General features: G+C 72.2%; 20 protein-coding genes, 1 tRNA gene and 1 pseudogene. 10 read left to right on the forward strand and 12 right to left on the reverse strand.

The window, feature by feature from the left end:
* Positions 1 to 3 precede the first annotated feature (3 nt).
* Genes egtD through egtA form a run of 4 tightly spaced genes read right to left on the reverse strand, consistent with a single transcriptional unit; the run spans position 4 to position 5021 of the window.
* Positions 4 to 1101, reverse strand: coding sequence for an L-histidine N(alpha)-methyltransferase (gene egtD, locus AC6EXY_RS00500; RefSeq protein ID WP_101833916.1), 1098 nt, complete (start codon positions 1099 to 1101; stop codon positions 4 to 6).
* A 43-nt stretch (positions 1102 to 1144) separates the two neighbouring features.
* The gene (locus AC6EXY_RS00505) at positions 1145 to 1951 is read right to left on the reverse strand and encodes a class II glutamine amidotransferase domain-containing protein (RefSeq protein ID WP_499816771.1); all 807 of its coding nucleotides are present in this window, start codon (positions 1949 to 1951) and stop codon (positions 1145 to 1147) included.
* Positions 1952 to 2010: 59 nt separating this feature from the next.
* Positions 2011 to 3414 (reverse strand): ergothioneine biosynthesis protein EgtB, encoded by a 1404-nt coding sequence (gene egtB / locus AC6EXY_RS00510; RefSeq protein WP_499816772.1) that lies wholly within the window; start codon positions 3412 to 3414, stop codon positions 2011 to 2013.
* Entirely contained in the window at positions 3396 to 5021 is a 1626-nt protein-coding gene (gene egtA, locus AC6EXY_RS00515; protein WP_499816773.1) for an ergothioneine biosynthesis glutamate--cysteine ligase EgtA, read from the reverse strand. Before egtA ends, egtB begins: the two co-directional genes overlap by 19 nt.
* 378 nt (positions 5022 to 5399) lie before the next feature.
* Between egtA and AC6EXY_RS00520 the strand changes: the two genes are divergently transcribed.
* The 3 genes from AC6EXY_RS00520 (at position 5400) to arfB (ending at position 7113) form a co-directional block, all read left to right on the forward strand.
* Positions 5400 to 6191, forward strand: a complete 792-nt coding sequence (locus AC6EXY_RS00520) for a nuclease-related domain-containing protein (protein WP_101833886.1) — start codon at positions 5400 to 5402, stop codon at positions 6189 to 6191.
* Positions 6192 to 6407: 216 nt separating this feature from the next.
* Positions 6408 to 6557 (forward strand): DLW-39 family protein, encoded by a 150-nt coding sequence (locus AC6EXY_RS00525; RefSeq protein WP_101833918.1) that lies wholly within the window; start codon positions 6408 to 6410, stop codon positions 6555 to 6557.
* A gap of 121 nt (positions 6558 to 6678) precedes the next feature.
* Positions 6679 to 7113 (forward strand): alternative ribosome rescue aminoacyl-tRNA hydrolase ArfB, encoded by a 435-nt coding sequence (arfB, locus tag AC6EXY_RS00530; RefSeq protein ID WP_101833920.1) that lies wholly within the window; start codon positions 6679 to 6681, stop codon positions 7111 to 7113.
* Positions 7114 to 7240: 127 nt separating this feature from the next.
* On the opposite strand, the gene AC6EXY_RS00535 is transcribed toward arfB, so the two are convergent.
* Together AC6EXY_RS00535 and AC6EXY_RS00540 are read right to left on the reverse strand one after the other, a co-directional pair.
* A complete protein-coding gene (locus AC6EXY_RS00535) occupies positions 7241 to 7588 on the reverse strand; it encodes a molybdopterin oxidoreductase (RefSeq protein ID WP_101833888.1) in 348 nt (115 codons plus the stop codon).
* A 141-nt stretch (positions 7589 to 7729) separates the two neighbouring features.
* On the reverse strand, positions 7730 to 8410 hold the full coding sequence (locus AC6EXY_RS00540) for a hypothetical protein (protein ID WP_101833890.1): 681 nt from the start codon (positions 8408 to 8410) through the stop codon (positions 7730 to 7732).
* A 71-nt stretch (positions 8411 to 8481) separates the two neighbouring features.
* Here AC6EXY_RS00540 and AC6EXY_RS00545 point away from each other — a divergent pair, with 71 nt between their 5' ends.
* From AC6EXY_RS00545 to AC6EXY_RS00560, 4 genes are all read left to right on the forward strand, one after another.
* The gene (locus tag AC6EXY_RS00545) at positions 8482 to 9123 is read left to right on the forward strand and encodes a TetR/AcrR family transcriptional regulator (RefSeq protein WP_101833922.1); all 642 of its coding nucleotides are present in this window, start codon (positions 8482 to 8484) and stop codon (positions 9121 to 9123) included.
* 81 nt (positions 9124 to 9204) lie between these two features.
* Complete coding sequence (locus AC6EXY_RS00550) at positions 9205 to 10056, forward strand: maleylpyruvate isomerase N-terminal domain-containing protein (RefSeq protein ID WP_101833892.1); 852 nt, start codon at positions 9205 to 9207, stop codon at positions 10054 to 10056.
* Positions 10057 to 10318: 262 nt separating this feature from the next.
* The gene (locus AC6EXY_RS00555) at positions 10319 to 11395 is read left to right on the forward strand and encodes a ParA family protein (protein WP_101833894.1); all 1077 of its coding nucleotides are present in this window, start codon (positions 10319 to 10321) and stop codon (positions 11393 to 11395) included.
* Between the two features lie 586 nt (positions 11396 to 11981).
* A tRNA-Ala gene (locus tag AC6EXY_RS00560) sits at positions 11982 to 12054 on the forward strand.
* A gap of 167 nt (positions 12055 to 12221) precedes the next feature.
* On the opposite strand, the pseudogene AC6EXY_RS00565 reads toward AC6EXY_RS00560, so the two are convergent.
* The 3 genes and pseudogenes from AC6EXY_RS00565 to AC6EXY_RS00575 all read right to left on the reverse strand — a co-directional run.
* Positions 12222 to 12857: pseudogene (locus AC6EXY_RS00565) on the reverse strand (FtsK/SpoIIIE domain-containing protein); the annotation flags it as partial.
* A 114-nt stretch (positions 12858 to 12971) separates the two neighbouring features.
* The gene (locus AC6EXY_RS00570) at positions 12972 to 13277 is read right to left on the reverse strand and encodes a hypothetical protein (protein ID WP_499816774.1); all 306 of its coding nucleotides are present in this window, start codon (positions 13275 to 13277) and stop codon (positions 12972 to 12974) included.
* Positions 13274 to 13684 carry a plasmid replication, integration and excision activator gene (locus tag AC6EXY_RS00575; protein ID WP_499816775.1) on the reverse strand — a complete coding sequence of 137 codons (411 nt, stop codon included), beginning with the start codon at positions 13682 to 13684 and terminating at the stop codon, positions 13274 to 13276. Before AC6EXY_RS00575 ends, AC6EXY_RS00570 begins: the two co-directional genes overlap by 4 nt.
* A 182-nt stretch (positions 13685 to 13866) precedes the next feature.
* Here AC6EXY_RS00575 and AC6EXY_RS00580 point away from each other — a divergent pair, with 182 nt between their 5' ends.
* Entirely contained in the window at positions 13867 to 14319 is a 453-nt protein-coding gene (locus AC6EXY_RS00580; protein ID WP_499816777.1) for a helix-turn-helix domain-containing protein, read from the forward strand.
* A gap of 53 nt (positions 14320 to 14372) precedes the next feature.
* Here AC6EXY_RS00580 and AC6EXY_RS00585 read toward each other — a convergent pair whose 3' ends face one another.
* A complete protein-coding gene (locus AC6EXY_RS00585; RefSeq protein WP_499816778.1) occupies positions 14373 to 14843 on the reverse strand; it encodes a hypothetical protein in 471 nt (156 codons plus the stop codon).
* Positions 14840 to 15121, reverse strand: a complete 282-nt coding sequence (locus AC6EXY_RS00590) for a hypothetical protein (RefSeq protein ID WP_499816779.1) — start codon at positions 15119 to 15121, stop codon at positions 14840 to 14842. Before AC6EXY_RS00590 ends, AC6EXY_RS00585 begins: the two co-directional genes overlap by 4 nt.
* Positions 15122 to 15400: 279 nt before the next feature.
* On the opposite strand from AC6EXY_RS00590, the gene AC6EXY_RS00595 reads away from it, so the two are divergent.
* Together AC6EXY_RS00595 and AC6EXY_RS00600 are read left to right on the forward strand one after the other, a co-directional pair.
* A complete protein-coding gene (locus AC6EXY_RS00595; protein WP_499816781.1) occupies positions 15401 to 16189 on the forward strand; it encodes a helix-turn-helix domain-containing protein in 789 nt (262 codons plus the stop codon).
* A 5-nt stretch (positions 16190 to 16194) separates the two neighbouring features.
* Complete coding sequence (locus AC6EXY_RS00600) at positions 16195 to 16665, forward strand: NUDIX hydrolase (protein ID WP_499816782.1); 471 nt, start codon at positions 16195 to 16197, stop codon at positions 16663 to 16665.
* On the opposite strand, the gene AC6EXY_RS00605 is transcribed toward AC6EXY_RS00600, so the two are convergent.
* Complete coding sequence (locus tag AC6EXY_RS00605; RefSeq protein WP_499816783.1) at positions 16653 to 17201, reverse strand: HD domain-containing protein; 549 nt, start codon at positions 17199 to 17201, stop codon at positions 16653 to 16655. The two genes, AC6EXY_RS00600 and AC6EXY_RS00605, sit on opposite strands and share 13 nt — an antisense overlap.
* Positions 17202 to 17336: the final 135 nt, after the last annotated feature.

Consider the following 17336-nt stretch of genomic DNA (forward strand, 5'->3'; position numbering starts at 1 on the left):
GGCTCAGATCGGCGCGGCGACCGGGTGGGAGGACGGCGTCGCCAGCGTCACGGCGAAGTCGCCGTCGGGGTCGGTCCAGCGCTGCGCGGTCGCCCAGCCGGCGGCGGCGAGCTCCGCGTCGAGGCGGTCGGGGGTGAACTTCGCGCTGATCTCGGTGAGCAGGTCCTCGCCGCGTTCGAAGTCGACGGTGAGGGCGAGGGCGTCGATGCTCACCCGCTGGTCGCGCACCGCCCGCAGCCGCATCTCGATCCACGAGTCGGCCGCGTTCCACAGCGCGATGTGGGCGAAGCCGCGGACGTCGAAGTCGGCGCCGAGCTCCCGGTTGATCACGGTGAGCACGTTGCGGTTGAAGGCGGCGGTCACCCCGGCGCCGTCGTCGTAGGCGGCCACCAGCCGGTCGGGATCCTTGACCAGGTCCGTGCCGAGCAGCAGGGCGTCGTCCGGGGCCGTCTGCGCGCGCACCGTGCGCAGGAACTCCGTGCGGACGGCCGGGCGCATGTTGCCGATCGTGCCGCCGAGGAAGGCGACCAGGCGGCGGCCGCCCGCGGGCAGTCGTCCGAGGTGGCGTTCGAAGTCGCCGACGACCGCGTGCACGGTGAGGTCCGGGTAGGCGGCGAGCAGGCCCTGGCCCGCGCGAGCCAGTGTCTGCTCGTCGACGTCGAACGGGACGAACCGGCGCAGGCTGCCGCCGTCGCGCAGCGCGTCGAGCAGCAGCCTGGTCTTCGTCGACGTGCCGGAGCCGAGCTCGACGAGGGTGTCGGCGGGGCAGGCGGCGGCGATGTCGCCGGCGTGCCGGTCGAGGATCGCCCGTTCCCGCCGGGTGGGGTAGTACTCCGGCAACCTGGTGATCTCGTCGAAGAGCATGCCGCCGGTCGCGTCATAGAACCACTTCGGCGGCAGCGCGCGAGGGATGGATGTCAGCCCGGTGACCACGTCGCGGGCGAGCGCGACCGCGCGGTCCGTGTCACGGACATGCCGCTCCAGGGTGAGGCGGGATCCGGCGTCGTCCGTGCGGAGCTGGCCGGCGCGGATCGCGGCGTCGGCGGAATCAGTGGGGGTGGCCGTCCCGGCGGGGGCGGTCGTCGGGGTCCTCGGTGTCATCGTGGCGCCCTCCATCGACATTGTGCAACCCACGGTAATCGTACTAGGAGATCAAACTACGAAGAGTGACTTGGTGCGTGTCGGCCACCAGGAGGTGATGGTCCGGAACGTCGACCCAGCCCGGTTTGTCGTCGTCTGGTTCGCTCGCCACCAGCACGCCGTCCGGCTCGATCCGGTAGACGAGGGTGTCCCGCCAGGTCGTCGCCACCAGCTGGGATCCGTCGGTCACCAGCAGGTTGAGCCGGGCTGTCCCGCCGGGTGGGGCGGGCTCGTGACCGTCCGTCCAGTCGCCGGCCCATGGGGTGAGCGAGCCGGGCCGGCCCGCGAGAGCCGCCTGGCCCAGGGACGTCACGACATCGGCGACCGCGTCGGGCAGCGGGCTCTTGCCGGCCCGTTCGAACACGAGCGCCGCGAGCAGCGCCGAGTCGCAGGTCGAGTCGGGTGGCCCGGAGTCCGGTCGCTCGGCGAGCAGCGCCCGCGCGGCCGCCGGATCGACCCGGCCGTTGTGGCTGAGCAGCCGCACGCCGTCGGTGAACGGCGCGGTGGCCGTCTCCTCCACCGGCATGCCGAGGCTCGCGCCGCGCACCGCCGCCAGCACGCACCCCGACGCGATCACGCCCGCCATCGACGCGTAGGAGGCGTCCGTCCACATCGGGACGGCGCGTCGCACCCGGGCGGGCGCGGCCCGCAGGTCCGGGGCGTACCAGCCGACACCGAATCCGTCCGCGTTGATCGTGCCGTACCGCATCCGGCGCGGTGACCAGGACTGGCGCAGCAGGCTGAACGGGCGCTGGGTGGTCAGCGCCGCCAGTGTGCGGGGCGCTCCGAGCCAGGCTAGATGACGGCACACCGGCCGCTCCTTCCACACGGGGCCAGGGACCTGGCGGCGCGAGCGAGACGGTCGGTGACCTAGTCCGCGTCGCGGGCCAGCCGGAAGCCGGCGAAGATCTGCCGCCGGATCGGATAGTCCCAGTTGCGGAAGGTGGTGCGCACGGCGCTGCCGTCCGTCGCCCAGCTGCCGCCGCGCAGCACGCGGAACGCCGACTCCTCCCCCGGCGCGGGGAAGAAGACCTCGCTGTACTCGCGGTAGGGATGGGACCGGAAGCCCGGGTAAGGGGTGAATCCGCTCGCGGTCCATTCCCACACGTCCCCGATCATCTGCTCGGCTCCGCAGGGACTCGCGCCCGCGGGATAGGCCCCCAGCGGGGCCGGGCCGCTCGTGCGATGCCCCAGATTGGCACGGTCCGGCGTCGGATCGGTGTCTCCCCACGGATAGCGCCGTGAACGTCCGGTGGCCGGGTCGTGGGCGGCGGCCTTCTCCCATTCGGCCTCGGTGGGCAGCCGCCGGCCGGCCCAGTGGGCGTGCGCCTGCGCCTCGTACCAGCAGACATGCTGCACTGGCTCGTCAAGGGGCACCGGCTCGACGTGCCCCAGCCGGCGGCGCAGCCAGGTGCCGCCGTCGCGCCACCAGAACGCCGGCGCTGTCAGCCCCTCCCGCTGCCGCCACTGCCAGCCGGCCGGCGACCACAGCCGCTCGTCGTCGTAGCCGCCGTCCTCGATGAACGCGATCTGCGCGCGGCTGCCGACGGGCAGCGTGTCGATCCAGAACGCCGGCAGGTTCACCTGGTGGGCGGGTCGCTCGTTGTCGTAGGCCCACGGGTCGGTGCTGGTGCCGAACGTGAACGGCCCCGCGGGCACGAACACCTCCCGATGCGCCACCTCGCGCCCGGGCGGAGCCGGGGCGCCCGGCGCGAGCAGCGGCGGGCCGGTGCGCAGCTGGTGGGTGGCGAGCATGGTCTCGTCGTGCTGGTGCTCGTGCTGGACGACCATCGCGTACACGAACCCGTCGGCGAGCAGCCGCCGGTGGCCACCATCAGGGAGCGGGGCGAGCCGGTCGAGCAGGTCGAGGGTGCGCCCGCGGACCTCGCGCAGGTAGGCACGGGCGGCCTCGGGGCCGAGCAGGGCCAGGCGCACCCGGCTGGCCCGGTCGTGGCGGAAGGCGTCGTAGACGTCGTCCAGGCCCGCCCGGGTGGCCGCCGCCGCGCCGAGGGCGCGCACCAGCCAGAGGTCCTCGTAGTTGCCGACGTGCGCGAGGTCCCAGACCAGCGGCGACATGAGCGGCGAGTGCTGGCGGACGAGCTCGTCGTCGTCGATGTCCGTGTAGGACAGCGAGCGCCGCCGGACCCGCTCCAGCGCCCGCGCGACGGCGTCCACGGTGAGCGGCACCGATGGCGACTCGCTCTCCTCGGCGGCCTGGGCGGACGCGGCGGCCCCGGCGGTCGTCGGATTCTCCGTCAGGCGACCGAAACGCAACTGTGTGCCTCCTCGCGCAGCAGACCGGCCGGGCCGATCAGGGCGATCCGTTCGGACAGGTCGTCGGCGGGGCAGCGGCCGCGCAAGGTGTGGCGCTCGGCGAATTGGTCGACCGCGTCCGCGAGCTCCGCGGCCTGCGCCCGGCGCAGGGCGTGGGCCGCCAGCTCCAGACAGCACAACGCCGCCCGCCGCAGCGGCTCGTCGGCCATCGCCTGCATCGAGGCCGCCGGCCAGCGGCGCGCGACCGGTGCGCAGGCCTCGGCCGCTCCCGCCGTGGCGGTCGGATCGTCCAGCAGCGCGGTGGTCACCGCCACCGCGACCTGCCAGTCGTCTCCGGGCTGGGCGTCGAGGTAGCGCAGCTCCCACCAACCCCGCGGTCGCACGGGCGGGAACACCGTCGTCGCGTGATAGCGCAGGTCGTCGAGGGTGGGCGGGCGGCTGGCGGGGCCGCGCCCGGCGAGCCAGTCGGCGAAGGTGTGCCCGCCGGTCGCCGCGGTGAAGTGCTGCTCCCCGCGCGCCTGCACGTCCGCGTCGCCTGGTTCGGCGATCATCATCAGACGGGCATCCAGCAGATAGCGTGCCCAGAGCTCGGCGAGATCGGCGGTGGCGGAATCGCGGGATTGATGCGTGCGAGGTATGTCCAAGCCACCCATGAACGTCGGATTATCGCAACTTTGCGTTGATTGCGGGTGAATATCGGGAGATTCGGGGTGCGTTGCCGCGGTGATGGCGGGCGGTTCCAGATCGAGCACGCTGCCGGTGCGGCTGGCGTCGATGCCGGTCCAGATCGCCTGGCGGGTGCTGCGCCAGCCGGTACGCCGCCCGGCCAGCGCGGGTGACGCGGCGAACATCGCCGTGAGCACCGGGCCGACCGTGTGCGCGAGCTGGAACCGCCGCCGCGCGTCCTCAACCGTGGCGCCGAGATCCAGGTTGACCTGGACGGACGCGGTGGAACACATCATCGCCGGGCCGGAGCGCCCGCCGCCGGTGCGGAAATGTTCCTCCATCGCGGCGTACCGCGACGCGACGGTCTGGCGGACCCCCGCCCGCAGCGGATCGGTGCCCATGCCGACGATCGCGAGGCCACGCTCGGCCAGCGCCGCCCGGACGAGCCGCAGGTCGGCGGCGGTCGACCGGATCGCGGTGCGCAGGTCCGCCGGCGGACCGGACAGTTCGAGCTGCCCGCCGGGTTCGAAGGTGATCCGGCTGCCGCCGGGCAGCACCGAACCGTCTCCACCCGCGCCGGCGGCCAGAGCCTCCCGGGTGCGCTCCGGCGCGATCAGCGTGTGGACGGCCCGCGGGTCGACCACGAACCACTCCGTCTCGATGCCGACGCAGGACCGCAGCAGAGGTGACCCGTCGTGACCGCCGTTGGCAGTATCTGGCCGCTGTTGTCTCATGGGCGTGACGCAGTGGGCGGCGAAGGCGAGTATCGCGTCGCCGTCGAGCGGGCGGGCCACGCTGTCCGATCCTGCAGGGTCGGTGGGCGGGGTGGTGGATGACTGTCGCGCGGCCGACGCACCGGCGAAGGGCGCGGTTGCCGGGGCGCGGCGGTGCGGTGGCGGGTCTTCGCTCCCCGCGCCCCGAGGTGTCGCGTGACGTGGCATCCTGCGGCTCCTTCTCGGTACTGCACCCGGTCGGCGCCGCGCCCGATGGCGGGTGCCCCGGGGGGTTCTCCCCCGTGCTGCCGACTCCCTACCCGGCCAGGCGCGCGGTGGCGTCTCGGCCAGTCCGCCGATGGGTGGTATAGATGTGGGTTCAACGTGGTTCTCTCTCGCATATTCCACGTCCCTGACCCTGTCGCTGTTGTGTATTCGATGGAATGGTGACCGGGATGGACCAGAAAGCCGGTAGCTCGTCGTGACCGACAACGACCCGGCCCGGTTCCGTCACCGGAGACAACGCCGAGCGCAACGGCGTCTAGACGGCGCCGGGAGGTGGTGACCGCGGACGTGTCCGGTCGGCAGTCAGCGGGACGTTCGGCCATGGCCGAGTACCTGCGGCGCAAGGAGCTCTATTCCGCCGAGCGCGGAGATCACAAACGGCGGGCGCTGATCCTCGCCGGCATGCTGGCCGCCGCCGCGGTCGCGGCCGTGGTGGTGCTCGCGGGCCTCGCCGGGCTGTCCGCGGGGGCGATGGCGCAGCTGTCGCTCGCCGCGGTGCTCGGGGTCGCCGCCGTCGCGGCGGCGCGTTTCTTCCGCACCCCGCCCGAGATCGAGGCGTGGCGTGAGGACGCCGAGGCCGAGCGCAGCACGGCCCGCGCGCTCGACCGCCTGGTCCGCGCCGGCTACACGGTGCTGCACGACCGCTCGCTGGCCGACTCGGCGGGCAACATCGACCATCTGGTCATCGGCCCGTCCGGCGCCTGGGTGATCGAGACCGACGCCCATCAGGGTCCCGTCCGCCAGAACGCGGCCGGCGTGTGGGCCGGCAAGGTGCCGCTGCGCGCCATGCTCGGCCTGGTCGCCTGGATGGGGGAGGAAGCCACCGCCCAGCTGCTCGGTGAGCTGCCGCAGGGCTGGGAGCTGGAGGTCCAGCCGGTGGTCGCGTTCGCGCGGGCCGAGGTGCCAGCCGGGCTCGCCCTCGTCGAGGGGGTGCTGCTGCTGCCCGCCACCGGGGTGGCCGACTACATCCTGTCCGCCGGCATGGTGCTGCGGCCGATCGACGTGGCGATGCTCGTCGACGTGGCCGAGCGGGCGTTCCCCGCCTACGAGGTGTCCGGGCCGCCACCGTCCTGGCCGACCCGCTCCCGCCTGCGCGGCCTGCTGCGGCGCTGATCCTGTCGTTGCCGGCCTGGCATCGCCCGTGGGCCGGTGGTCTCGGGCGGGCGACCAGGGCGTTGACGGCCCCGAGGGCGTGTCCCGTCGAGGGCGTTCCGCGGAACGCGCCCGGGCGCGACATCGCCGCGGACGCGGGATAACGTGGACGTGATCGAGCCGCCGCGGTCCTGCGACGCCGACGACGGGACGCCGATGAGCACGAGGAGAGCGGACATGGCGCGCAAGATGACCGTGCTGGCGCTGCTGGCCGGGGCCGGAGCCGCCCTCACCGCCGCCCGGCGGCGGGCGCGCGGCGGCGAGGAGATCGACCTGTGGCGCGAGGCGACCTCCACCGCCGGCACCACCACCTCCACTCCGCGCTGAGCCGTCCGCGACGGCGCCGTCCGGCCTGAGCGGTCCGGCCTGAGCGGTCCGGCGGAGCCGTTCGACCTGGGCGGCTCCAAACTCACCTGACGGGCGGCCCGGGATCGGGCACCATGTGACCATGCTGCCCCGGGAGATCCTGGTCCGCCCAGGGTTCGTGCTTCCCGTCGCCGACCTGCGCTGGCGGTACTCGCGGTCGTCCGGCCCCGGTGGCCAGTCGGTGAACACGTCCGACTCGCGGGTCGAGCTCTCCTACGACGTCGCCGGCTCCCCGGCGCTGTCGGCCGCGCTGCGGGACCGCGCCGTCGCGCGGCTCGGCGACCGACTGCACGACGGGGTGCTCACCATCGTCGCCAGCGAACACCGCTCCCAGCTGCGCAACCGGGAGGCGGCGCTGGACCGGCTGGTGGAGGCACTGCGCGCCGCGACGGCCCGCCCGGCCCGGGCTCGCCGGCCGACGGCGCCCACCCGTGGCTCCGTCGAGCGGCGCCTGTCCGCGAAGAAGCAGCGCTCCGCCACCAAGCGAACCCGTCGCGCGGCGCCACCCGACGACTGATCGGCCGATCCACTGATCGGCCCGCCCGCGGTCGTCGTCGTTCGAGCCCCGTTCCGGCCGCGTCCTGCCGACGCGTTCGGTGTCCCCGGTGGTCCCGCCAGGTCGTCCGATGTCCCGCGGGCGCTGGTCAGAGCTCGACGATGCCGACGTCGACGACGACCGTGCCGGAAAGCCCCACCGGCGCGGCGAGCAGCAGCTCGATCCGGGTCTGCGGCGGCAGGTCCTCGATCACGCGCAACGGGACGTGCACGGAGGCCCGGGCGCCGATGGGAAAGTAGCGCATCGGCGCGCCGTCACGCTGCAGGATCACGCAGATCAGCCCGTCGGTGGAGTTGCCGCCGCGGAAGTACAGCGGCTGCGCCGTGATGGCGGCGGGCACCGTGTAGGCGAACGCCGGACCGAGGGTGAACGGCGCCTCCAGCCCGCGACCCTCGAACGGGACGATTCCCTGCAGGAAGCGAGGAGTCGTGAACACGCGCCCGTCCTGTCCTTCCGCCCGCCGGGTGCCGGGATTCGGGCTCGGCGGCGCCCCGCTTCCCGCGCGGGCCCACTGCGCTCCGCTGCCCCCATGCTACGGACCCTTGGCCTTGGCCTTGGCCGGGATCATCCGGCCAGGTCAGGATAGTCGGGCGTGGCGCGCGCGGCGGGCGATCGCGGCGAGCCACTCGCGGCGGATGAGCCCCGAGGGCACGTCGATGAGCCGCCAGTAGCGGCCGAACGCCCGGCGGGCCGCGTCGTCGGTCGGGTGGATGGCCGTCGACGTGGACAACCGGCTGCCGCCGCGCTCGGGAACCACTGTGATCGTGGTGACGGCCTTCGCCCAGCCGGGCGTGTGGAAGGCGTCGAAGGCGTCGGCGTCGGTGATGCCGACGGGCCGGGGCACGCGGGCGTGCCAGAACTGGCCGATGATGCCGGCGGCGATGCCGTCCGCGTCCGCGCACAGGGGCAGGAATCCTCGGCTGGCGAACGTGTCCAGCATGGGGCGTGCTCCGTCGCCGTGCGCGACGCGGGATGGCCGCGCGCCCGGTGCCGCCGTCGACGCGCGGCCGCCGACCCTGCTCGGCAGCGTGCGCACGGCCATGAGCAGCCGGCCCAGCCGGAGCTCGTCGAGCGTCAGCTCATCCATCGCCCGCCGGACGTCTTCGGGCGGCGCGTCGACCCACCGCGTGTACCGGCTGCGGAACGGCGCCTCGGCCCAACGGTTCGCCAGAGCGAGAGATCCGGCCCGCGAGCCTGGCGCGGTCGAGCTGTGCGTGGTCGAGGCCGACGGTGTGTGCGGGGTGGGGGTGGTGGCCATGGGCGCTCCCGGCGGCGATCTGGCGTTCCATACGGTGCCGTATGGAGATGACCGTACGGTAGCGTATGGACATGGCCGTCGTCCCGTCCTCCGCGACCGGGGGTCGGCGGGTGCCGGGTGTCCGCGGCACGGGCGGCCCGCCGCGCCGGCTGTCACGGGAGGACTGGATCACGGGGGCGCTGGAGGCCATCGCGGCCGGCGGGCTGGCCGCCGTCGCGGTTGAGCCGGTCGCTGCCCGTCTGGGGGCTACCAAGGGCAGCTTCTACTGGCATTTCGCCAATCGGGAGGAGCTGCTGACCGCCGCCCTGCTGGTCTGGGAGCAGCGCGGAACCGCGGAGGTCATCGACGAGCTGGAGGCGATCGCCGATCCGGCGCTCCGACTGCGAGCGTTGTTCGCGCGTGCCTTCGGCGCGACGGTGACGGGCAGCGTGGAGGCCGCTCTGCTCGCCGACGCGCCGTCCCCGCTGGTCGCGCCGGTGCTGGAGCGGGTGACCCAGCGCCGGCTTGAATACCTCGAACGGATCTACTCGGCGCTCGGCCAGCCCGCGCCGCAGGCCCGCGGCCGGGCCGTGCTCGCCTACACCACGTACCTGGGCCTGTTCTCCCTGCGCCGGGCCGCGCCGACAGCGGTGACGGAGAAAGGGCTGAGCGCCGCCCTGGAGCAGTTCCTGGCTTCCCCGCCAGAAGCGGGTGGCACGCCGTCCGAAGAGTAGCCGGGCGCCACCTCCGGGTGGGACGTTCCTGGTCGGGCGCTTCGCCTGGCATCGGCGCGGCGAAGGGTGCACGGTGGGGTCATGGCTGCCCCTTCATCATCCCGTCCGATCATCGGGCCGGCGGACCCGGACGCGGGACCGGCGCAGGAGGCCGGCATCGAGTCCGCGGTCGCGGCGGCGTCCGGTTCCGGTCTGCCCTCGTCGGGCTACCTGCCTTCGGTGATCCCGCACGACCTTCTCGCCGGCTGTGCCGCCGCGCACCGGCGCCTGCTCGACCTCGTCGACCGGGTGGATGACGAGGTGCTGCGCCGCCCGTGCGCCCTGCCGGGGTGGAGCGTCGCGCACCTGCTCACCCATCTGGCCCGCAACGCGGAGGCCCATGCCGGGATGGTCGAGGGCGCGTCCGCCGGCGAGGTCGTCGACATGTATCCCGGCGGGGCACGTCAGCGTGCCGACGACATCGCCGCCGGCGAACGGGTCGAGGCCGCGACCGCGCGCGCCGAGCTGGCCGCCGCCATCGCCCGGCTGGAGCGGGCCTGGGACGCGACCCATGTGGACGTCTGGCGTTCCGGCGCCGGCCGGGTCAGCTCCTACGGCGTGACCACGCTCGCGGATCTGGTCTTCCTGCGCTGGCGCGAGGTCGAGATCCATCTCGTGGATCTGGATCTCGCTGATCTGGGCGGTCCCCGCTGGGCCGACCTCACCCCCGCGTACGTCGACGTCGAATGGGAGCGGACGATCCGCGGCCTGCCTGACCGGGTCCCGCCCGAGGTCACGCTGCTGCTGACGCCGGGGGACCGGCCGTCGCATGCCGCCGGCCGGCGCGGCGAGCGGATCGTGGTCGTGGATGACGCGACGCTGCCCGCGCTGGCCTGGCTGACCGGCCGGGTGCCCGGCCGCGACGGATGGCCCGAGCTCACCCCCTGGTTCTGAACCGACTCCTGATCGTCGCCGGTGCCGGCCTCTGCCGCTCAGACGTCTGACCAAGCCGTCAGGTGGGCGCCGCCGTCACGCTGGCAGGGGCCTCCCGCCGGCGTCGTTGCCGGACGGTGCGTGATCGTCGCCCGGTTGTGCGTCTCCCGCCCATCGGTGGGCAACGGGCAGGCGTAAGAATGCTTGCCGTGTCGGACAACCTGGACAGTGTGGGTCGGGCCCTGGGCGGGGCCCCGCGCGACGGGCGTGCGCGGAGCGCCACATGATCACGATGGCGCTGTTCAACAACAAGGGCGGCGTCGGCAAGACGACGCTGGCCTACCACCTGGCCCACATGCTGCAGCGGATGGGCCACCGGGTGCTCGCCGTCGACCTCGACCCCCAGGCGAACCTCACCGCCCAGTTCCTCGACGAGGACGAGCTGACCATGCTGTGGAGCGAGCCGGAGGACACGGCGTCGTCCGCGCCGAAGCCCTTCGACCTCGACCTCGACACCCGTCGGCCGCGCACCACCGCGAGGACCGGCACGATGGCCACCGCCATCGAACCGATCATGGAGGGCATCGGCGACGTCGAGATGTTCGAGCCGGTGACGATCGAGGACGGTCTGTGGCTGCTGCCCGGGGACGTCGAGCTCAGCGTCTTCGAGGACCGGCTGTCCGCCGCCTGGCCGAACAGCTTCCTCGGCAAGGATGTCGCCGCCCTGCGCACGACGACGGCCCTGCACCGGGTCATCGACAACGGCGCCCGGGCCGTCGGGGCCGACATCGTCCTCATCGACGTCGGCCCGAACCTCGGCGCCATCAACCGGGCGTCGCTGCTGTCCGCCGACACGGTGCTCATGCCGCTGGCCGCCGACCTGTTCTCGCTGCGCGGCCTGCGCAACCTCGGCCCAACACTGCGCGAGTGGCGATCCACCTGGCAGAGCACCGTGCTGCCGAAGGTTCCCGACCGGATCCCCGCGCCACGCGCCCTGATGATGCCGATCGGCTACATCATCATGCAGCCCCCCACCCGCACCGACCGCCCCGCCAAGGCCCACGACCGCTGGCTCGACCGCATCCCCGAGGTCTTCGCCACCTCGGTCCTGACGTCGGGCAACCCCGGGTCCCGCGACCGCTCCTTCGAGATCGCCACCATGCGGCACTACGCCAACCTGATCCCGCTCGCCCACGACGCCCGCAAGCCCATGTTCGAGCTGCGCGCCGCCGACGGCGCCGTCGGTGGCACCGCGACCGCCGTCCGCCGCTGCTACTCGGACTTCCGCGACCTCGCCCTCAAGGTCCGCGAACGCCTCGCCTACATCGACCCCACCCTCCGCCGCCCCGACTCCCGCTGACCCCAACCGCCTTGTGGCCGCTGGCGTCTACGTCTACCTCCGCCGACGCCGGCCCCCGCCACCTGCCGCCCGTCGACCGCGTGAAACGGCGTCGATCACGAACAGTAACCATCGTCGCCAAGGTTTCCTCGTGGCTGTGGCTGTCGAGGCGGGTCGTCGACCGGAGTGATGCATGGCAGACGGGTACCGTGTCGCCAGTTCGCGGTTCCCCGTCCGATTTGCCCCAGAATTCGCGACACACGCTGCCACATCAGTGCCGCGCTGGCGGGCGGCGGGTGACATGCTGCCGCCTCCATCGTCAGCGCAGCGTGACATCGCAGGCCGCAGACCTGCCTGCCGGCCTGCGGCCGTGTCCGCCCGAGCGGGCTCGTCCGAGTGCAGCTCCTGCCCCGGCTACTCCCCGACGCCCAGTCGCCGCAGCGGTTACGCTGGGCGCCAGCGGGGCCAGGGGGTCGCCGCACATGTGGTCTTCGAGTTCTCTCCCTCGCGAACGTCCAGCGCGACCCGGATGACGTAGTCTGGTGACGCGCCTCGCCGCGCGGCTCCCGGCCTCCGGGTCGGCAGCCCCGTCCGGCGGTCGCGCCGAGGGGGCGTAGCTCAATTGGCAGAGCACTGCCTTTGCAAGGCAGGGGTTCGGGGTTCAAATCCCCGCGTCTCCACGCGCTGATTCCTCATGGTCGTTGCCCTTTGGGGCACCTTCCCAGCTGCCGCGATGCTGGCCGGGGGGACGACCCCCCGAACCCCCCGGGTGTGGCGTGGCGGCATCCTGAGATCGTTGTCTAGCCAAAGCGGGAAGGCCTCGTGCGGGTACGAAGCCTTCACCCCCATCGCACGACCGGGTGGCGGTCGGCGGGGTCAGCGGGTCACAGCGATGGAAGTGCAGTCGGACGAAGCGGAACGTCTCGGCGTGGACCTGGCAGCGGCGTGCCCGGAAGATGTGCCGCAGCGCCTCGGCCTGCTCCGCCCATTTCTGCGGCGTCTGCCCTGGCAGCAGCTCCACCCGCAGGACGTCGACGGCACGGGTGGAACGGATCGTGCGGATACGGGGGAAGACCTCGTCGAACGTCACCTGATCGCCGGTCGAAGCCGGCATCCGGATCGCGAGATCCGTATGCACCATCGCCGACTGCCACCGCCAGCGGTAGACGAACGCCAGCCGCGCCCGCCCCAACACCCAGCAGCCCAACCAGGCCAGCGACCGCGGATGCAGCCGAGCCCAGGCAAGCACCACCGCAGCCAGGCCGCCGAGCAACGCGCCCAGGCCCACCAGGCCGAAGCGGTGCGTGAACAGCAGCAGCCCCACCACGACCGCGACCGCGACGCGGTGACGGAAACCCCAGCGGACCGCCAGCCACGCGAGCTTGCAGGCGGCGGCCAGCAGCAGCATCCACAGCGGCACCCGCACCTTGTCCGCACGGGTCGGAATACGCGGCGACGGCCGGTCACCATTGATTCTGGACATGACAGATATCCACCTGCTTTCGAGCGCACGAAACTACAGGGGTCGGGAAACGGAGAATTAAGCGGTCGACCCGAGCGAGAAGGCGAGTCGACAAGGGCGACCGGTAAAGCGGCGCTATGCGGCGCGGCGTTCCAGCCTGTCGGCGGGTTCCGCGGCCGTGGTCGCCGCGTCCTCGGCGTCGAGCTGGTGAGTCTCGCAGGCGATCAGGTACTCGTTGGCGGCGGCGAGCAGCTTGTACGCGAAGTCGATGTGGTCGCCGGACGGCGCCTCGGGCGCGGCGCTGAGGGTCAGGTGCAGATCACCTGCGTCCACCGCCAGGATTGGCCGGCGGTCCGGGTAGGTGTGGCATGACACCAACCAGTCCGTGCCCACGGTCACGCCGACCGAGGAGTACGACGTCGTCACCGTGCCGCCGCTCATGCCGCCACCGCCGACGTCCGACGAGCCGGAGTCCCCACCGCCTGCATGGCCGACGCACGCAGCGCGAACCCCTGCCGCGGCCGAGAGCCGCTGGTGTCCACCCACGGCGTCACCGTCAGCCCCTCGAACACCACCGGGCGAAACGGCGTCCCCGGCATCACGTCCGGCGGCACCGGCTGCACCTCGGCCGTGATCTTCACCTTCGCCTCGGCCTGCCGGGCCGCCGGGTCCGCGTCCAGTACCCGGACCACCCACAACCGCTCGCCGGTGTCCTTGTCCCGCGCCTGCACATCCGACAGGTTCGCCTTCACCTTGTCGTAGTCGCTCGCCGCCTCCACCTCCAGCACGAACGCACCAGCCGGAAACACGTCCTCGAATCGCACCGGAATACGAGTAGGAACAGCCATGGAGAAGACCTCCGAGTGAGTCTGCCCCGCCACCGGGGTTCCGGCGCCGCCAGGCAGAACCCACTCTGAACCGCTCACCAACCGCTCGCCAAGTCTTTTCGTATCCATGTATACGCGCGGAGTATCGAAGTTATCCGGTGACCGGCTAGAATATCCACTCGGCGTCACGCTAGCTTTGCCGTATGGCAAACCGACGGGGAGTTCCGCCATACACGGCCCGCGGAAGGGTCGAGGGCGAAGACTGGCAGGCCGTGGCCGATGCTGTCAACGAGCGGATGGCCGCGCTGAGGCTCGGACAGCAGGCGCTTGCCGATGCCTCGGGAGTGTCCGTTGCGACTCTACGGCAGCTCCAGCATGGAGCCCGCGGCCGGAGGATTCAGAACGCTACGCTCACTGCGGTCTCCCGCGCGCTCGACTGGCCGGACGACCATCTCATCCGCGTCCTGGTCGGGAACGCCGCCTCGCAGCAGGAACCGGCGGACACCGCCGCCGACATCGCCGGCACCGAGCGGCAGATCCTCGCCGTCCTGCTCCGCATCGAAGAGCGCCTCACCGACCTGGCGGAGCGCATCGTTCCAGGCGTGAGTCGTGGCCGGCAGGATGACGATGGAAACGGGCCGCGCCCGGCGAAGTAGATTCAGCGCCGAGCACGGCCCGTTCCGATTTCGGGCTGTAGGAGGCCCTCAGCTCACGCTACCGGCGGCACCCCGAGTGCGTGCAGGATCGCCCGGCGCACCAGTTCGAGGGCCTCCACCTGGCCGGCTTGGAACGCGGCGCGCTCCCCGTTGGTCATCCACCGCGAGTCCGGCCGGCAGGGATGCAGGTCGAGGGTCGTCCTGAGCGCCGTGCCCGCCAGGCCCCGCCGGGAGGGCTCCACGTCGTCACCGGAACTTGGGGAGTAGTCGGCCGACGCCCGGTAGACGAGCACCATGTCGACATCCTCGAAGGACTCGGCGAAGGTCAGCCCGGCCGGCATCCGTGCCACCGCGCGCAGCAGGTCAGCGGAGTCGGAGCCCGGCTGGATGATCACGGCCCACTCCGCCGCACCCCAGGGCAGCAGAGCGACGGCGGGTGGTCTGCCCTGGTCACCCTGCCCACTGGCGGGCGGTGGGCTCGGCGCGGTCGCATCCGTCCGATCGGACGACGCAGCCGAGGTCATGGCCGCCGCCGACGGTTCGGATAGCGCGCCGCCAGATGATCCAGGGCGAGTCGGGACCCGGCCGGTGGCCGCAGCGCCTCCGGGACCGCGAGCCGCAGCGCGGACACCTGGTAGTCATCCGTCCAGCGCCTCTCCACGACGAACAGATCGGCGGCGGCGGGGGAGTCGAAGGCGCCGAAGACGTCGCGTACTTGCCGTCCGTCCCCGGGTCGAAAGCGGACGACGCCGAACATCAGCGCGTCCGGATCGAGTCCACCACCCGTCCCAAATGTGATCATGATCTGCCCTCCCGGGTCCGCGACATGCACAGGGGCAGCTCCCTGCCGGGCGGCCAGCCTGGCCGGAGCCGTTACTTTCCCACCGTCCAGCCAGGACAGATGTCACGGAAGGGCACCGGACGTATACGCCCAGACTTCCGATCTATACGGAGACCGGATAAGCTGCCACGCAGTCGATCGAGGACTGACGGTCCTGTTCCTACCGTCCGGAGGCGCTACGTGGTGTCCGTCCGCCGTCCGCTCCCCCAGGCCCCGCCCGATCTGTGGGACCGCCCGGACATGTCCGAGGCCCTTGCCCGCCGGGACATCGGCGCGGTCTTCAAGATCTACCGCCAGTGGACCGGAGCGACGCAGACGCAGATCGCGGCCGTCTGCGAGGTCCCGCAGTCCCACGTGAGCGAGATCCAGAACGGTCGCCGCCAGGTCACCAGCCTGGAGATCTTCGAGCGCATCGCTGACGGGATCGGTATCCCACGCACGCGTATCGGCCTGGCCGAGAAGCCGGGCACCGTTCCCGGGCCCCGGCCCGAGCCGGGCGTTCCGGCCGCGGAGGTGCCGAGCGACGTTGTGCGCGTGTACCCAAGCCGTACCGCCGTACCCGCCGACCTGTGGCGGACTCTCTTCGCCGACGCGACGCATCAGGTCGACGTCCTCGTGATTGCCGGTCTGTTTCTTCCCGACGGCCACGCCGACTTCACGCACGTCCTTCGCCGCAAGGGCGAGAGCGGCGTGAAGATCCGCTACGCGCTTGGGGACCCTGAGTCGCCGGCGGTCAGCCTGCGCGGGGACGAGGAGGGCATCGGCGACGGCCTGGCCGCCCGGACCCGGATCACCCTCACCTACCTTGCCGCCCTACGGGACGCGCCCGGGGTCGATCTCCGCCTGCACCGCACCACGTTGTACAACTCGATCTACCGGTTCGACGGCGAGATGCTCGTGAACATCCACGTCTACGGCGCCCCCGCCGCGCACTCGCCCGTTCTGCATCTTCACGCCCGCTCCGGCGGACTGTTCGACCACTACGCGGCGAGCTTCGAGCGCGTCTGGGCCTCCACGGAAGGAGCCTGATACCCGTGGCACGCATCGACTACTTCAACGACCCGAACGCCCCCAAGGCGAACAGCGTCGTCCCGTCCGTCACCGCGGTCGTCATCGATGAGGCCGGGCGCATCCTCATGGTCCACAAGACCGACAACGACCTGTGGGCCCTCCCCGGCGGTGGCATGGATCTCGGTGAATCCATCACCGACGCGGCTGTCCGCGAGACCAAGGAGGAGACCGGCGTCGATATCGAGGTCACCGGCCTGATCGGGGTGTACACGAACCCGCGGCACGTCCTGGCCTACGACGACGGCGAGGTCCGCCAGCAGTTCTCCCTCTGCTTCACCACCCGCAACCTCAGCGGTGAGCTGCGCACCTCCAGCGAGACGAAGGAGGTCAAGTGGGTCGCCCCTGCCGACCTCGACGCGCTGAACATCCATCCGTCAATGCGTCTACGCATCGATCACTACCTGGACCGCCGGGCGACGCCCTACCTTGGCTGAACTGCCGCGAGCCGCGCCATGGTCCGGTCGACTGAAGCTGCCAGGTCGGGCCGGGACCTGGTGATGGACCGGTACACGATCGAACCCTCCCCGTACCGCGAAAGGATCTCCGCTATCCGCTCCGGAAAGGCGAACCGCTGCCCCTGGGGACCCCGGGTCATGTCCGCAGTGCACAGCGCGTCCATCACGGCCGACTCTTCCAGCTCCCAGGCGGCCAGCTCCGCCGTCAGCCCGCGCTCCTCGGCCTCGTACCGGGCGCACGAGTGATGCGCGACGAGGGCGCACAGTCGTTCCGGTGTGTCCTGGCCCGCCAGGAACCGAGCCCCGTCGACAGGGTGGAACCGCAGATGCCCGATGGACGGGGCGTACCCGATGTCATGCAGCCAGGCTGCCGACACCAGCAGGTCCCGCTCTGCCGGATCGACAGCCGCCGAGACCTCCCGCGCGGCAGCCGCAACTGCCTGTACATGCCGCCACCGATCCCCCAGCGGGGTCAGAAGCTCGCTCGCCAACCGCTCAGCAGCCGCTACCTCCACCCGATCACCGTACGACCCGAGCCACGGAGCCGTCAGCCGCTGCCGCACACTGCCGAAACCCCCGTTTTAGGATCAAGCGCGGTGCGGGACCACGCCACACGACGGCTGCGCGTGGCGCTGGCGCGCCATGCTCGC

The organism is Frankia sp. RB5 (assembly GCF_059816245.1).

What these genes read in the sequence shown, in the direction of transcription:
- egtD (WP_101833916.1), bottom strand. Translation starts at nt 1,101, where the DNA reads ATGACACCGAGGACCCCGACGACCGCCCCCGCCGGGACGGCCACCCCC.
- egtA (WP_499816773.1), bottom strand. Translation starts at nt 5,021, where the DNA reads ATGCCACGTCACGCGACACCTCGGGGCGCGGGGAGCGAAGACCCGCCA.
- AC6EXY_RS00520 (WP_101833886.1), top strand. Translation starts at nt 5,400, where the DNA reads ATGGCCGAGTACCTGCGGCGCAAGGAGCTCTATTCCGCCGAGCGCGGA.
- AC6EXY_RS00525 (WP_101833918.1), top strand. Translation starts at nt 6,408, where the DNA reads ATGGCGCGCAAGATGACCGTGCTGGCGCTGCTGGCCGGGGCCGGAGCC.
- arfB (WP_101833920.1), top strand. Translation starts at nt 6,679, where the DNA reads ATGCTGCCCCGGGAGATCCTGGTCCGCCCAGGGTTCGTGCTTCCCGTC.
- AC6EXY_RS00540 (WP_101833890.1), bottom strand. Translation starts at nt 8,410, where the DNA reads ATGGCCACCACCCCCACCCCGCACACACCGTCGGCCTCGACCACGCAC.
- AC6EXY_RS00545 (WP_101833922.1), top strand. Translation starts at nt 8,482, where the DNA reads ATGGCCGTCGTCCCGTCCTCCGCGACCGGGGGTCGGCGGGTGCCGGGT.
- AC6EXY_RS00550 (WP_101833892.1), top strand. Translation starts at nt 9,205, where the DNA reads ATGGCTGCCCCTTCATCATCCCGTCCGATCATCGGGCCGGCGGACCCG.
- AC6EXY_RS00555 (WP_101833894.1), top strand. Translation starts at nt 10,319, where the DNA reads ATGATCACGATGGCGCTGTTCAACAACAAGGGCGGCGTCGGCAAGACG.
- AC6EXY_RS00570 (WP_499816774.1), bottom strand. Translation starts at nt 13,277, where the DNA reads ATGAGCGGCGGCACGGTGACGACGTCGTACTCCTCGGTCGGCGTGACC.
- AC6EXY_RS00575 (WP_499816775.1), bottom strand. Translation starts at nt 13,684, where the DNA reads ATGGCTGTTCCTACTCGTATTCCGGTGCGATTCGAGGACGTGTTTCCG.
- AC6EXY_RS00580 (WP_499816777.1), top strand. Translation starts at nt 13,867, where the DNA reads ATGGCAAACCGACGGGGAGTTCCGCCATACACGGCCCGCGGAAGGGTC.
- AC6EXY_RS00585 (WP_499816778.1), bottom strand. Translation starts at nt 14,843, where the DNA reads ATGACCTCGGCTGCGTCGTCCGATCGGACGGATGCGACCGCGCCGAGC.
- AC6EXY_RS00590 (WP_499816779.1), bottom strand. Translation starts at nt 15,121, where the DNA reads ATGATCACATTTGGGACGGGTGGTGGACTCGATCCGGACGCGCTGATG.
- AC6EXY_RS00595 (WP_499816781.1), top strand. Translation starts at nt 15,401, where the DNA reads ATGTCCGAGGCCCTTGCCCGCCGGGACATCGGCGCGGTCTTCAAGATC.